Below are 13507 nucleotides of genomic sequence, written 5' to 3'. Positions count from 1 at the left end.
GGAGCAGCCGAGATGTGGGCTAGAGTCTAGCCACCCCCGACCGGTCGACGAGGAGCCTCTCCCATGCGCGCTGCAGTCCTCCATTCTCCCCACAATTTGAGCCTCGAGGACCGTCCGGATCCCGTCCCGGGACCCGGCGCAGTGGTGCTCGACATCGAGACGACCACGCTGTGCGGCACCGACGTCCGGCTGTTCACCGGCGCCAAGACCAGCGGCGTGGTGCCCGACGTTGTGGTCGGGCACGAGATTGCCGGCCGGGTGTCCGCCGTCGGCGATGGCCTGCCCCAGGAATGGGTTGGCCGCCAGGCCACGGTGTCGATCGTGCTGTCCTGCGGCGCCTGTGACCACTGCCTGCGGGACCGCGAGCACCTGTGTGAGCGACTGCGGCTGTTTGGGTACGCCCTGGACGGCGGGTTGGCCGAGAAGATGCTGGTGCCCGCCGAGGCGGTCGCCCGGGGCAACCTGATCCTCACGCCCCAGGACCTGCCACCGGCCCTGTTGGCGCTCGCCGAGCCGGTCTCGTGCTGTTTGAACGGACTGGACCAGTACCGGGTCAACCCGGGCGACACCGTGGTGGTCATCGGCGCCGGCCCGATCGGGTTGCTCCACACTCAGCTGGCCCGCTACGCCGGTGTCGGCCAGGTCATCGTCGCCAACCGTGGTGAGGAACGGCGCCGCATCGCCGAGCAACTCGGCGCCGACCTGACCCTGGATCCGTCCGCGGTTGACCTGGTCGAGACGGTGCGTGATGCCACCAACGGCCGCGGCGCTGACGCCGTGGTGGTCTGCATCGGGGTGCCCGACCTTGCCAACACTGCGCTGGCGTGCGCCGCTGCCGGAGGCCGGGTGAACTACTTCGCCGGTTTCCCGAAGGGGTCGACGGCCCAGATGGATCCCAATCTGATCCATTACAACGAGCTCGAGGTGACCGGCGGTTCCAACGCACGCCGCCGTGACGTACGCCGAGCCGTGGACCTGCTGGCCGGTGGCGCAATCGACCACGATGCCATCGTCACCCACACCTTCAGCCTGGATCGGATCGAGGAGGCCTACCAGGCTGTTGCAGACCAACTCGGCGTCAAGATGGCGATCGATCCGCGCATCTGAGACGGGCTGGCACCGGCCGCGTGGCTCGGCTGAATGGGATTCAAGATCGACTTGGGTTAGGTACACCTTGGTCGCGTATCGTGCTCACCGGACATGAGGAGGACTCCATGACGCAGGGGCGGCGGATCAGGGCAACGGAGCCCGCCGCAACGACCCCGCGCAGAGTGCTGGCCGAGCCCGCCAGGCTGGCCCCAGGGGTGCCTACCGACGCGCGCGACGAACCGCAGCAGCAACAGCCGCGTCGCTCCCGGGTGGTCAGCGGCCAAGCCAAGCCCGACAACGGTGGCAGTCGGGTCCAACCCCGCCGGGCACGGACGGTCCCGGCGGCCGAGGTCAACGAACCGGAGATCGGACGTCGCGCGGTCCGGGCACGCCGTTCCCTCACCGCTGCCGATGAGAACAGCCGCGGCGACATCCCGACCCCACGCCGGGCATTCGCCGGCGCCCGGGCGCTGGTTGACGATCCGTCGGCTGTGCGGCCACCGCGCTCCCCCGCATCGGTCAGCACCGCACCCGAGGACCCTGCCCCCGAGCGCAGCGCATCCGACGACAGCACCACACCCACGACAGCCAGCACGGCCCGGCCCGCCCTGCCGCTGGTGGCTGACGCTGCTGCGGTTTCTGCGGGGGTGGCGCTGGTGGCCGAGGCCCGGGCCGTCGGTTCAGTGGTCGACCCGGCAGCGGGCTGGGACCACGTCTGGCTGGTGGACGAGTCCGACATCGAGGGAAGTTGGCTGGCCGCACGCGACGTCGAGGCTGCCACCACCGACGGGGCAGAGCGTCAGGACGCCACCGCGGAGATCGCCGAGCCTGACCCGACCGATCCATCCGCCGCGAACGCAGCCGTCGACGCTCCTGATCCCGAACCGGGTGATCCCGACGCGGGTGATCCCGAACTGGGCGCCGATGCCGCACCGAGCGCCGAGTCCGACACCGAGCCGGCCCACCCGATCGCGGCAACCGCCCGGACGCGCCGCAAGCGCCGCCGGTCCACCATTCGCCGCGTGGCAGCCGTCACCCTGGCCGGCACCATCGGCCTGGCCGGGATGACAGCCTCGGTCGGCAACACTTGGTATGCCGAACCGGAGCAGACAGCGGTGCCGGTCATGCCAGAACCCGCTCCGACCACGCCGGCGCCACCGACCCCGGCGACGCCGGCTCCGGCACCAGCTCCGACCGACACCGATGAGGCCGCGGTCGCTGCGCCGCGGCTGCGGGTGGCCGCCATCCCGGCACCGTGCAGCATCGACCATCCGGTCGACGCCGACGCGGATGCCGATGAGATCGCCGACCTCATCGAGACCACCTGGAATGTCACCCTCGACGGGTCCCGATGGCGTGAGGACGCCTACGTCGACATCACCCGAATGCTGGCGCAGACCTTGGATGCGGTCGACTGCACCGACTACATCGAGCGGAGCCGCGCCGGGATGCCCGATGGTCTGGCCTTCCACTCCGGCAGCACCGATTCCTGGGCGATGGGTGACTACGGCTTGTCGCATGCGGGCAAGATCACGCTGGACCTGCGCAAGTTTCAACAGGCATTCGACGAGGGTCAGCAGGGCCGACTGGTCCGGCTGATCATTCACGAGATGGCGCATGCCTGGAGCAGCGACCGGCATGGGTCCCCGGACTACTGGGACGACTTCCAGCGGATCTTCCGCAACCAGGGCCCGATCACGGCGTACGGCAGCACCGCCAGCGAATCCTTCGCCGATGCCGTCGGCTATTACGTCTCCCGCTGCGCCGAGGACAGCCCCTATCGTGACCGCGGTGCTCAGGCGTACTACGACTTCATCCGCGACGAGGTCTTCGGGGGCCGTGAGTTCGGTCCGGCTCCCGGCGAACCGATGCGGTGCGCGCCGAACGAACGCTGAGTGGCCAACGAACGCCGACGCGCCGACGCCTTGGGTGTCAGGAGAACGGTTCGATGTCCCCGGCGCCGACCCGCACCACCTCCGGCGCGTCACCGGTCAGGTCGACCACGGTGGTCGAGTCATTGCCGGCATCGCCGGAGTCGATCACCGCATCCAGTTCGTGGCCGATCTCCTCGTTGACCTGCCAACCATCGGTCAACGGCGCGTCGGCATCGGGCAGGATCAAGGTGCTGGAGACCAGCGGTTCACCGATCGCATCCAGCAGCGCCAGCGTCGTCACGTGTGGCGGGATCCGGACACCGACGGTCTTCTTCTTCGGGTGCTGCATCGCGCGCGGCACCTCGCGGGTGGCCGCCAGGATGAAGGTGTACGCCCCCGGTGTCAGGGACTTGACCAGGCGAAAGGTCGCATTGTCCATGTGGACATAGGTGCCGAGCTGGGCAAACTCGCTGCAGACCAGGGTGAAGTGGTGCTTGTCGTTGAGCTTTCGGATCCGCTTGATGCGATCCAGCCCCTCCTTGTTGCCGAGCCGGCAGCCCAGCGCGTACGCCGAGTCGGTCGGATAGCCGATCAGGCCACCGTCACGGACGATGTCGGCGACCTTGCCGATGGAGCGGGGTTGGGGGTGTTCGGGGTGGACTTCGTAGTAGGGCATGTCATTGTCCCTTCCAGATTGCGCGGGTGTGCCGCTTGATGGCCGCGGCGATGGTGTCGTTGTCGACGTCGAGGAGGCCGCTGCGGCCGGTCTCCACCTCGATGATGCGATGGGCGCGAAACCGTGGCAGCCAGGTCGCGGCCCGCCAGGTCACCAACCGCTTCCCGGTCCGGGACTCCGCGATCAGGCTGCGGCGACCGTCGGCCTCGGCGACGCCGATTGCGCTCAGGTCGGCGTACTTCAAGGTGTCGCTGCCGCCAATGACGAAACGCCACTGGACCTGGTTGGCGTTGACGGTCAGGGTGCGGGGCAGCCGGATCAGTCCCACCACACCGATCAACACCAGGAAGGCCGGCACGATCATCAGCAGCCAGCCGCTCCAGCGCATCTGTCCGGCATTGACGGCGATCACGATCAGGAAGGCGATGCCGACGACTCCGAGCACCAGCATCGTCAGGACGACCTGGATGGCCAATGGGCGGACCCGGAAGACCTGGTCGTTCGACTGCCTCGGGTCGCAGTGGTCGTGCGGGTCTGTGCTGCCTGGTGCCCCTGACTCGGCCTTGTCCATTGGCACAGCCTACCGAGGCTGGATCAGCCCGGTCGGACGCGCAGGTCGGCCACGGCCTCGCCGTGTCCGGTCAGCTCGTTGATGCCGATGATGCCGAGCAGTTGGGTGGGGGTGGTCACCGTGGTGCGGACCAACACGGTGCCGTCGGGACGGATTGTCACCTCGCCGGCGACGCCCGCCTGCCGCAGGTGGTCCTGGGCGGCGGCGCGGGCCCGGTAGGCATCGGGCTGGCCACCGATCCGTCCGGTGGCACCGGCGTCGGCAGCGCTGCGGGCCGCCTGTTGGGCGGCGGTCTGGGCCTGTTGTCGGGCGGAGCTGAGGCGTGCGCCGTCGGTGACCAGACCCGCCATCACGATCAGTGCCAGGACACACAGCAACACCAACACCGAGGCAGAGTTGCCCCGTTGGTCGCGGCTGGCTGCGGGCGTACGCCGCTGGTGGCGCGGCTTCGCTGCGAGCGCCGGGGAGTTGTGCGCCGCGGGGAGGGTCGCCACAGTCATGTTCCCAGTCTGGGCTGATCCGGTCACGAAAGGGAAGGCCGTTAGGCTGAGGTCGTCGAAATCTGTGGACAACTCCCCCAACAAGGAAGGTCTGACATGGCCCCGAAGGTTGCCCTGCTCACCGCCGGCGGATTCGCCCCCTGCCTGTCCTCGGCGGTCGGTGGACTCATCGAGCGATACTCCAGTGTGGCGCCGGAGGCGGAGATCATCGCCTACCGTCACGGTTATCAGGGCCTGCTCAGCGGTGACTACCTGACCGTGACCCCGCAGGTGCGGGCGAAGGCCGCGCTGCTGCACGAGTTCGGCGGCTCTCCGATCGGCAACTCGCGGGTGAAGCTCACCAACGCTGCTGACCTGGTCAAGCGTGGGCTGGTCCAGGAGGGACAGGATCCGCTGCAGGTTGCCGCGGAACGGCTGCAGGCCGACGGCGTCACGATCCTGCACACCATCGGCGGTGACGACACCAACACCACTGCCGCGGATCTGGCCAAATATCTGGCTGACCACGACTACGGCCTCACCGTCGTCGGGCTGCCCAAGACCATCGACAACGACGTGGTGCCGATCAAGCAGACCCTGGGCGCCGACACCGCCGCGGACATGGGTGCCCGCTATGCGCAGAACATCTGCTCCGAGCACAACTCCGGTTCCCGCATGCTCATCATCCACGAGGTGATGGGCCGCAACTGTGGCTGGCTGACCGCCGCCACCGCGCAGCGTTACCGGGCCTGGCTCGACAGCCGCGAGTGGCTGCCCGAGATCGGTCTGAGTCGGGAGGCCTGGGACGTTCACGCCGTCTACGTGCCCGAGGCCAGCATCGACCTCAAGGCCGAGGCCATGCGCCTCAAGGGAATCATGGACGAGGTCGGCAACGTCACCATCTTCCTGTCCGAAGGTGCTGGTGTGGAGTCGATCGTGGCTGAACTGGAGGCCGAGGGCAAGGAAGTGCCGCGGGACCCGTTCGGTCACGTCAAGCTCGACAAGATCAACCCCGGCCAGTGGTTCGCCGAGCAGTTCGCCGGACTGCTGGAGGCCGAGAAGGTCATGGTCCAGAAGTCGGGTTACTACTCTCGCTCCGCCGCCGCCAACGACACCGACCTGGCGCTGATCGCGTCGATGACCGAGCTGGCGGTCGACAGCGCGCTTTCCGGTGTGTCGGGCGTCATCGGGCACGACATCGAACGCGACGATGAACTGCGCGCCATCGAGTTCGAACGCATCGCCGGCGGCAAGCCCTTCGACACCCGGACCGACTGGTACACGGCCATGCTGGCCGACTTGGGTCAGCCTGCCTGAGTCGACCGACAGCTGAGCCGACGGCACAGCCGCCGCCCGTCGGGCGGCGGCTGTTGTCGTTGCGGGACAGGTCAGGTGTTATGGGGCAGGCCCGGCTCAGCGGCGGAAGAGTTTGCCGACCAGACCGGCGATGATGGCGCCCAGGCCGACACCGGCGGCCGTACCAGCGACCCAGCCGGCGCCCATCCCGATCCGTACGCCGCGGGCCGCCACGTCCTGTGGCACGCTCTGGCGCGCATCGGGCTCCAGATGCGGCATGGTGCGCGGGTCGCCGCCGCGGGGCTGCGGTCCGCGCACGCTCCGCTGCCGGTTCCAGGCCTGCCGGGCGCTGTCCTCGCGGATGCCGCTGTCGTCGGTGCTGTCGCCGGAGGCCTGCTCCTTGCGGCGCCGGTCCTCCCGGGCCGCACTCCAGTGCCCCGGCACTGCCATCACCTCGACGTCGTGGCGTACAGCACGCAACGGCTCGTCAGCCTTGTTGTACTCCCGGGCCACGGCCGGCTGGTTGCGGGTCGCAACCCAGGCGCAGACGTAGAGAATCAGGCGTGCGAAGAGGTTGAAGAAGAGCATCAACACGATGATGGGCCCGAAGACCGCCGCCGCCGCGTTGCCGGAGAAGGCGCCCATGATGATGCCGGACAAATACTGCAGCGCCATCAGACCGACGGCACCGATCAGGCCACCCCAGGCCAGTGAACTGCGGCTGGGCCGGTTCTCCCGCTCAGGGAAGAACCGGAAGATGTAGAGGAAGAGCAACCAGCCGGCCGCCAGCGACACCACCATCGGCACGACGCTGAATGCCCAGCGAGCCCAGGTCTCGCCGTCCAGGTTCAACAGCCCCAGCACGACGCCCTTGAGGCTGGTGGCGACCTGGGACACGCCGACGGTGATCGCGACAATGATGAGCAGCCCGACCAGCAGGCCCATGTTCGCCAAGGTCTCCCAGACGATGAAGCGCTTGCTCTCGTGGGTGTCGAACTCGGGGCGCCATTGTGCCCGGACGGCGGACTTGATGTTGGCCACCCAGCCGGCGCCGGCGTAGAGGGCGGCCGCCAGGCCGATACCGCCGGTGACGCCCCAGCTGGTGAGCGCCTCCTCGATCTGGCCCAGGATCGTCTGTTGCAGGGATTCGCCGAAGCCAGCCAGCGCGTCGCCGGCCGACTGAATCACCATCGCCATCAGGTCGGGCCGTAGAACCGTCAGCACCATGCCGGTGATGCCGAAGGCAAACAGGATGATCGGCACCAGAGCCAGCACCGAGAAGTACGTGATCGCGCCGGCGAACTGGTTGCCGAGTCGATTGGTGTAGCGAGCCTGCATCCGCAAGATGTGGGCAACCCACGGCTTGGCCATCAGCCTGTCCACGCGCTTCTTCACACCGTACCTCCTGCTGGTCGCCTCTGTTCCCCCCGAGGCGGAACGAACGGGCAACACCCTAGCGGGCCACGGCCGCCGGTTTCCTTGGCATGCCTCGCCGAACCCGGGAACCGGTCCGACTCAGTCCTGCCAGTCGCTGACCGGCGGGCAGGAGCACTGCAGGTTGCGGTCACCGTACGCGCCATCGACCCGCCCCACCGGAGGCCAGTACTTTGCCGCCGCAGGCCCGGCCGTGATCGCCACCTGACGTCCGGACGGCCAGCCCGCCTCGGTGCGACTGTAGGGGTGGTGCCAGCTGTCGGCGGTCACCTCGTGCACGGTGTGGGGTGCGTTCGCCAACGGATTGTCCTCGCCCCACTCCCCCGAACTCACCTTGTCGATCTCGTGCCGGATCGCGATCATCGCCTCACAGAACCGGTCCAGCTCGGCCAGCGATTCGGATTCGGTCGGCTCCACCATCAGCGTCCCCGCGACCGGGAAGCTCATCGTCGGCGCATGAAAACCATGATCGATGAGTCGCTTGGCGACATCATCGACGCTCACGCCGCTGGCCTTGGTCAGGCCGCGCAGATCCAGGATGCACTCGTGTGCCACCAGGCCGTTGCGGCCGGTGTAGAGGATCGGGAAGTGATCGCCCAGCCGCTGCGCGATGTAATTGGCGTTCAGCAGCGCAACCTGACTGGCGTGGGTCAGCCCGTCGGCCCCCATCAGCGCGATGAAGGCATACGAGATGGGCAGAATGCCGGCCGAACCCCACGGTGCCGCCGAGACCGGACCGTAGCTTGAGTCGGGGCCGGCGTCGGTCACGATCGGGTGGTTGGGCAGATAGCCGGCCAGGTGTTCCCGCACGGCGACCGGCCCCACGCCGGGACCACCCCCGCCGTGAGGGATGCAGAAGGTCTTGTGCAGGTTCAGGTGGGACACATCGGCGCCGAACTTGCCGGGTCGGGCCAAGCCCATCAGCGCGTTGAGGTTGGCGCCATCGACATAGACCTGACCGCCGGCGTCGTGGACCAGCGCACACAACTCGGTGATGGTTTCCTCGTAGACGCCGTGCGTGGACGGATAGGTGACCATGATCCCGGCGAGCTCGTTGCGGTGCTGGTCGATCTTCGTCCGCAGGTCGACCAGGTCGACCGAGCCGTCCGCGGCGGTCCTGACCACCACCACCGACAGGCCCGCCATGGCTGCCGAGGCAGCGTTGGTGCCGTGCGCCGACGCGGGGATCAGGCAGATGGTGCGGCCCGGTTCACCGCGGTCCACGTGATAGGCCCGGATCGCCAGCAGTCCGGCGAGTTCCCCCTGGCTGCCGGCATTGGGCTGCAGGGAGACCCGGTCATAGCCGGTGATCTCCGCCAGCCACATCTCCAGCTCGGCGATCAGTTCGCGGTATCCCTGGGCATGGGCAGCCGGCACGAAGGGATGCACGTTGGCGAAGCCCGGCAGCGAGATCGGTTCCATCTCGGTGGTGGCGTTCAGCTTCATGGTGCACGATCCGAGCGGGATCATGCCGCGGTCCAACGCAAAGTCGCGCTCCGACAGCGTACGCAGGTAGCGCAGCATCTCGGTCTCGCTGTGATGACTGCGAAACACCGGGTGGGTGAGGAAGTCGGCGCTGCGGACGTGGCCGGCCATGCCGCCGTGGCCATCGCTCGGCAGGCTGGCGCCCCAGACGTCCAGCAGGCGGGCCAGATCGGCGTCGGTGGTGTCCTCCCCCACCGAGACTCCGACATGATCCGCGTCCACGGCGCGGACGTGGATGCCGACCTCCTCGGCGGTCGCGACCAACTCGGCACCCCGACCGGCCGCCGTGATGAGCAGGGTGTCGAAGAAGTCGTCGTGGACCGGGGCCAGCCCTGCCTCGACCAGCCCCGCCGCGAGGCGCCTGGTGCGCTGGTGGATGGCGGTGGCGATTGCGGTCAGGCCTGCGGGGCCATGGAAGACGGCGTACATGGAGGCGACGACGGCGAGCAGCACCTGGGCGGTGCAGATGTTGGACGTGGCCTTCTCGCGGCGGATGTGCTGCTCCCGGGTCTGCAGCGCCAACCGGTAAGCAGGGTTGCCGTGGGCGTCCTTGGACACGCCGACCAAGCGGCCCGGCAACTGTCGTTCCAGCCCGGCCCGGACGCAGATGTAGCCGGCATGCGGGCCGCCGTGGAAGAGCGGGATGCCGAAGCGTTGGGTGGAGCCGACGGCGATGTCGGCGCCCCACTGCCCGGGCGTCGCGCTCAGCACCAGCGCCATCGGGTCGGCAGCCGCGATCACCATCGCGTCGTTCTCGTGAGCCTTGTCGGCCAGCTGGCGCAGTTCAGCCTCGCTCGGCATCCGGCCATTGGTGCCGGGCACCTGCACCACCACCACGAACGGGTCATGGGTCTGGATGCCCTGGGCCAGGTCGGTGTCGGCGACCTCAACCTGCCAGCCCATCGCACGGGCTCGGGTCCGGACCACGGCGATCGACTGTGGCAGCAGACCGCCGTCGAGCAGCACGGTGCTGGTGGCCGCCACCTTCTTCGGGCGGGCCCGGTGGGCGATCGCGATGGCCTCGGCGACGGCGGTGGCCTCGTCCAGCAGGCTGGAGCCGGCGGTCGACAGTCCGGTGAGGTCCGCGATCATGGTCTGGAAGTTCACCAACGCCTCGAGTCGGCCCTGGCTGATCTCGGGCTGATAAGGCGTGTACGCGGTGTACCAGGCCGGATCCTCCAGCACGTTGCGCCGGATCACCGGGGGCGTGATGGTGCCTGCATAGCCGAGCCCGATCATCGACAGTAGCGGCCGGTTGCGATCAGCGAGCTCCCGCAGCCGGGCCGCGACGGCCGCTTCGCTGCGGGCCGGCGGCAGGGTCGGCGTGGCATCGGCACGGATCGAGGGCGGAATCGCGGCTTCGGTCAGCTGGTCCAGGTCGGCGTACCCCAAGGCAGTCAGCATCGCGGCCTGTTCCTCGGCCGAGGGGCCGATGTGACGGCTCTCAAAACTGGTGGGGTCGACGTTCGCGAGGTCGGAGCTGACCGGCATGAGCATTCCTCCTGGGACGGGACAAGGACCATGACAAGGGCTGTTGAGCCGTCATGGTCCTTGCTGAGTCTAACCCCGGTGGGCCCGTCCGGGCTGGGTCTAACCCCGGTGGGCCCGTCCGGGCTGGACGGTCAGACCGCCCGCTTGGCGCGGCGGCGTCGTGACAGTTCGTCCTCGCCGTCGATCAGCGCATCGTCGTTGGGACGCTCCGAGGGCAGATCCACCAGAACGCCCTGGACGTCGTGCCAGACACTGCCCAGCGCGATGCTGATCATGCCCTGGCCGTTGCTGACCAGGTCGATGATCTCGTCGTTGGTGGTCGCCTCGAAGATCGTGACGCCGTCTGACATCAGGGTGATCTCGGTCAGGTCCTGCACGCCACGCTCCCGCAGGTGCGCGATGGCCTTGCGGACCTGCTGCAGCGATACGCCCAGGTCGGTGAGCCGCTTGATGATCTTGAGCAGCAAGATGTCGCGGAAGCTGTAAAGACGCTGGGTGCCCGATCCGCCCGCGCCGCGGACGCTGGGCTCGACCAGCCCGGTCCGTGCCCAGTAGTCGAGCTGGCGGTAGGTGATGCCGGCGGCCGAGCTGGCGACCGGACCCCGGAAGCCGGTGTCCTCAGGCATCGGCGAGAAGTCGCCGTCGAACAGCAGATCCTGGTTCGGCGGGGTCTGCGGCATCTGCCTGCGCGACCGTGCGTTGCTGGTGCTCACTGCCTGGCTCCTTGGAGATCATCGACGGGGTGGGGAAACTCCGACGACCTGAACGCTAATCGGGTTCGAGAAGACTGGTCAACGACACGCCCTACAGAGCGGCCACCTTCAAGTCACGGTTGAAGCTCAGTCGTCTGGTTCCTCACCGGTGACGAAGTCGTCCGGGTTGACGTGGTCAAGGAATTCCCGGAAGGCTTCGACCTCCTCATCGCCGATGGGATCATCGCCCTCGTCGTCGGCGTCATCGGCCAGCTCGATGCCCGCCTCGGCGAGCACTTCCTCGGCACAATTGACCGGTACGCCGGCCCGCAGCGCAATCGCGATCGCATCGGAGGGGCGACAGCTGATGATGCGCCCGTCGTCGACGACAAGTTCGGCGAAGAAGGTGCCCTCGTCGAGGTCGGTGATGCGGACTTCGGTGAGGTTGTGGTCGAGCTCCTCGAGAAGGTCGACGATCAGGTCGTGGGTCAGGGGACGTGGTGGTGTGAGACCGTCCAACGCCTGCGCGATGGCGGCGGCCTCCCCCGAACCGACCCAGATGACCAAGTGTCGCTTGCTGAGCTGGTCGCGGAGCAACACCATCGGGGCATTTGCCGGCATCTCGATGCGAACACCCATGACCTCAAGCTCGACCATGGCGGCCAGCCTACGCGCATCCGCCAGCCCGCGAGCGGCCAGTGGTGCGTGCGGTCAGGGAGCGTCAGTCAGTGCCGCCGCGCGGTCCGCATCAGTGCGGCGTGGGCATGGGCCACCAACTGGATGACCTCTGCCTCGACCTCGCGGTTGCCACCGTTGCGGCGCAGCACCGGCGTCATCGCCTGCTGGATCAGTCCGACCTCACGCTCGGCGGCCTGCTTGAAGACCCGCATGTGGCGAGCGTCCATCCCGTACTGGGCCAACCGGCGGGCCACCACTGCGATAGTGACCGCATCGCGGCCGTAATGGTTGGTACCCCGCCGCGGCATCAGGATCATCAACTTCTCGAGCTCGATCAGCGCCGCCTCGCTGAGACCGCTGGCTTCCAGGAGCTCCTCCCGGGACAACCGCAGCGGCGGCTTGGCGGCGACCGGCTGCCGGGGCGCGGGACTCCGTTCGGCCGGCGCGGCCTGGGGCGCCGGGGTGTCCATCTTCGGCGGCTCCATGCCGCGGTCGATCATGTCGAGGTGTTCCCGGATCACCTTCAACGGCAGGTAATGGTCGCGCTGCATCTGCAGGATGTAGCGCAACCGGGTGATGTCGGATTCGCGATAACGCCGATATCCCGACGACGGCGAACGCTCCGGAGAGACCAGCCCCTCACTTTCGAGGAACCGGATCTTGGAGATCGAGACGTCGGGAAAGTCATCCTTGAGCAGCGGAAGGACCTGCCCGATGCTCCTGGTGAGCGGCGGCATCAGGCCCCGTGGGAACTCGCGTAGAAGACCATGCGGAACTTGCCGATCTGGACCTCGTCGCCCTGCCGCAGGCGTACGTCACCGTCGCACAGGGTGCGGTTGACGTAGGTCCCGTTCAGGCTGCCCTGGTCCTGCACGACGGTGCCCTCCGGCGTACGCAGGAAGGTGACGTGGTGCCGCGACACGGTGATGTCGTCAAGGAAGATGTCGGAGTCCGGGCTGCGGCCGGCCGTGACGTGGTCCTTGGCCAGCAGGTAGCGGCCGTCGCCGGGCCCCCGCTTGACGATGAGCAGGGCGTGCCCGGGCGGCAGCGACTCGACCGCGGCCTGTTCGTCATGGTCCAGGTCGCTGAGGTCCTCCTCGGTGATCGCCGGGATCACTCTGGTGGTGTCGGTGACGCTCGCCGGTGCCGGACCGCTGTCGGTCCGCGGGAGCGCTGCACCGCAGGCAGAGCAGAAATTGCTTGTGGCCTCGACGGGGCTGCCGCAACTGGGGCAGTTCCGGTTGTCGGACACCTGTGCCTCCCTCAACTTGATGGCCTGTTCGGCCGTGAACAGTCAGTCTAAGTGATCCTCACCAGACCGGTGGGGATTCCTTCAGCCTTCGATCGTCGCGGCGTACGCCTCGGCGTCCAGCAGCCCCTCCGGGGCGCCGAAGAGCTCCATGTCATAGAGCCAGCCCTGGCCGTAGGGATCGGCGCCGATCAGGTCGGGATTGTCGGCGAGCGCCTCGTTGACCGCGGTGACCACACCGGCGGCGGGGCTGTAGAGCTCATTGACGGCCTTGGTGGACTCGAACTCACCACAGGCTTCGCCGGCGGCGACCTCACTGCCGACCTCGGGGAGGGTGACATGGACCACGTCGCCGATGGTGTCGGCAGCGTACGCCGTGATGCCGACGCGAGCGGTCGTCGGGCCGGTCAGGAGCCACTCGTGCTCGGTGCTGTAGCTCCGGTCCGTGGGGTAATCAGCCATTGTCGTCTCCTCTTGCGGGGCCCATCGGCCT

General features: G+C 68.1%; 13 protein-coding genes. 3 read left to right on the top strand and 10 right to left on the bottom strand.

The features are described from left to right. The first annotated feature begins 63 nt into the window (after nucleotides 1-63). Nucleotides 64-1107, top strand: a complete 1044-nt coding sequence (locus tag CGZ91_RS06965; protein ID WP_094453700.1) for a zinc-binding dehydrogenase — start codon at nucleotides 64-66, stop codon at nucleotides 1105-1107. Between the two features lie 197 nt (nucleotides 1108-1304). Further along, on the top strand, nucleotides 1305-2984 hold the full coding sequence (locus tag CGZ91_RS06960; protein WP_144276824.1) for a hypothetical protein: 1680 nt from the start codon (nucleotides 1305-1307) through the stop codon (nucleotides 2982-2984). Nucleotides 2985-3021: 37 nt separating this feature from the next. Here the strand turns inward: CGZ91_RS06960 and CGZ91_RS06955 are convergent, their stop codons facing one another. The 3 genes from CGZ91_RS06955 to CGZ91_RS06945 are packed head-to-tail and all read right to left on the bottom strand — an operon-like array spanning nucleotide 3022 to nucleotide 4710. Then, nucleotides 3022-3639 (bottom strand): L-threonylcarbamoyladenylate synthase, encoded by a 618-nt coding sequence (locus CGZ91_RS06955; protein WP_094453696.1) that lies wholly within the window; start codon nucleotides 3637-3639, stop codon nucleotides 3022-3024. Nucleotide 3640: 1 nt separating this feature from the next. Next, nucleotides 3641-4210 (bottom strand): hypothetical protein, encoded by a 570-nt coding sequence (locus CGZ91_RS06950; protein WP_094453694.1) that lies wholly within the window; start codon nucleotides 4208-4210, stop codon nucleotides 3641-3643. Between the two features lie 23 nt (nucleotides 4211-4233). After that, the gene (locus tag CGZ91_RS06945; protein WP_094453692.1) at nucleotides 4234-4710 is read right to left on the bottom strand and encodes a pilus assembly protein TadG-related protein; all 477 of its coding nucleotides are present in this window, start codon (nucleotides 4708-4710) and stop codon (nucleotides 4234-4236) included. A 96-nt stretch (nucleotides 4711-4806) separates the two neighbouring features. On the opposite strand from CGZ91_RS06945, the gene CGZ91_RS06940 reads away from it, so the two are divergent. After that, the gene (locus tag CGZ91_RS06940; RefSeq protein WP_094453690.1) at nucleotides 4807-6006 is read left to right on the top strand and encodes a pyrophosphate--fructose-6-phosphate 1-phosphotransferase; all 1200 of its coding nucleotides are present in this window, start codon (nucleotides 4807-4809) and stop codon (nucleotides 6004-6006) included. 96 nt (nucleotides 6007-6102) lie between these two features. Here the strand turns inward: CGZ91_RS06940 and CGZ91_RS06935 are convergent, their stop codons facing one another. From CGZ91_RS06935 to gcvH, 7 genes are all read right to left on the bottom strand, one after another. Then, nucleotides 6103-7380: a YihY/virulence factor BrkB family protein gene (locus CGZ91_RS06935; RefSeq protein WP_094453688.1), complete on the bottom strand. Its 1278-nt coding sequence runs from the start codon at nucleotides 7378-7380 to the stop codon at nucleotides 6103-6105. Nucleotides 7381-7500: 120 nt separating this feature from the next. Then, a complete protein-coding gene (gene gcvP / locus CGZ91_RS06930) occupies nucleotides 7501-10395 on the bottom strand; it encodes an aminomethyl-transferring glycine dehydrogenase (protein ID WP_094454138.1) in 2895 nt (964 codons plus the stop codon). A gap of 131 nt (nucleotides 10396-10526) precedes the next feature. After that, nucleotides 10527-11075: a MerR family transcriptional regulator gene (locus tag CGZ91_RS06925; protein ID WP_094451235.1), complete on the bottom strand. Its 549-nt coding sequence runs from the start codon at nucleotides 11073-11075 to the stop codon at nucleotides 10527-10529. A 159-nt stretch (nucleotides 11076-11234) separates the two neighbouring features. Continuing rightward, on the bottom strand, nucleotides 11235-11744 hold the full coding sequence (locus tag CGZ91_RS06920) for a bifunctional nuclease family protein (RefSeq protein ID WP_094453686.1): 510 nt from the start codon (nucleotides 11742-11744) through the stop codon (nucleotides 11235-11237). A 68-nt stretch (nucleotides 11745-11812) separates the two neighbouring features. Beyond that, nucleotides 11813-12502 carry a transcriptional regulator FtsR gene (gene ftsR, locus CGZ91_RS06915; protein WP_094453684.1) on the bottom strand — a complete coding sequence of 230 codons (690 nt, stop codon included), beginning with the start codon at nucleotides 12500-12502 and terminating at the stop codon, nucleotides 11813-11815. Further along, nucleotides 12502-13032: an FHA domain-containing protein gene (locus CGZ91_RS06910; protein WP_094453682.1), complete on the bottom strand. Its 531-nt coding sequence runs from the start codon at nucleotides 13030-13032 to the stop codon at nucleotides 12502-12504. The genes ftsR and CGZ91_RS06910 overlap by 1 nt, the downstream gene beginning before the upstream one ends. A gap of 66 nt (nucleotides 13033-13098) precedes the next feature. Continuing rightward, the gene (gene gcvH / locus CGZ91_RS06905) at nucleotides 13099-13476 is read right to left on the bottom strand and encodes a glycine cleavage system protein GcvH (protein WP_094453680.1); all 378 of its coding nucleotides are present in this window, start codon (nucleotides 13474-13476) and stop codon (nucleotides 13099-13101) included. Nucleotides 13477-13507: the final 31 nt, after the last annotated feature.

Origin of the sequence: Parenemella sanctibonifatiensis (assembly GCF_002250565.1) — a bacterium.
GTDB classification, from domain to species: domain Bacteria; phylum Actinomycetota; class Actinomycetes; order Propionibacteriales; family Propionibacteriaceae; genus Parenemella; species Parenemella sanctibonifatiensis.
Note: the sequence above shows the minus strand (reverse complement) of the source record. Positions and strands in the feature narration are given on the sequence as shown.